Annotated in this window: 1 protein-coding gene; it reads right to left on the bottom strand. The window is 48.3% G+C overall.

Annotated features, from left to right (window positions below):
- Nucleotides 1-15: 15 nt before the first annotated feature.
- The coding region (locus COT81_00165) for a hypothetical protein (GenBank protein PIS05565.1) at nucleotides 16-815 on the bottom strand (800 nt) is incomplete at its 5' end.

Here is an 815-nt window from a genome sequence, read left to right as displayed (position 1 = left end):
CTCATTCTAAGACTTTTAAGCAGCCATAACAGGCTGTTTTTCAAATACTTTAGGTGGCATATTCAAAGCAGAGTGAATCCTGGTATGGTTGTACACCCAGATGTGGTGGTACATAGCAGCTACTAACTCTCCTAAGGTTGAAAAACGTTTAGGGTCACCTAGTTCAAGCTTGAATTTACCATAGAAACTTTCCTGGTAACCATTCTCCCAGGGACAGCCTGGCTTACTGCGTGAAATAACCACATTGAGGTTGGTTAACAAACCGGTAAACGATTGGGCATCATACTCCCTGCCATTATCTGAGTGAAAGATGTGTGGACGAGGATGGTGCAGCAGTGCGCCACAGATGGCTTGCATCGTTAAGACTAGCCCTTTCCTGGTAGCAACAGCCACGCCAACAACTTGCCTGGTGTACAGATCAAGTACAGTTGCCAAGTACACCTTGTGGTGCCAGGCAATTTCAGTAAAATCTGCTGCCCAGATATGGTGGGGGTAGCCTGGTGCTGTAGTGAGCAGCTGGTTTGGGTAGTATCTACTGGTTTGTGGTTTTCTCAAGCGTTTTTTAGCGGTTCGGCGGTAAGGCTTGATGCCAAACTTCCTCATTACCCGCTGGACTGCCTTACGGTTTCTGCCAAGGCTGGTAGCTACACGCCGGGAGCCGTAGCCGGGGTGTCCACGGAGTGTGCGTTCAATTTGTGTTTTTAACAGCCAGTCTTGATCTTCTTTCACTGAACGGTAGTACAGACTTGACCGAGCAACGCCTAACGTCTGAGCGAGGAGGGTCTTGTTGGTTGATCCCTCAGCCATTAACTCTT

It is taken from the genome of Candidatus Buchananbacteria bacterium CG10_big_fil_rev_8_21_14_0_10_42_9 (genome assembly GCA_002773845.1).
Lineage (GTDB): Bacteria > Patescibacteriota > Patescibacteriia > Buchananbacterales > 21-14-0-10-42-9 > 21-14-0-10-42-9.
The sequence above is the reverse complement of the archived record's forward strand: the minus strand, read 5'-3'. Positions and strand labels throughout refer to the sequence as shown.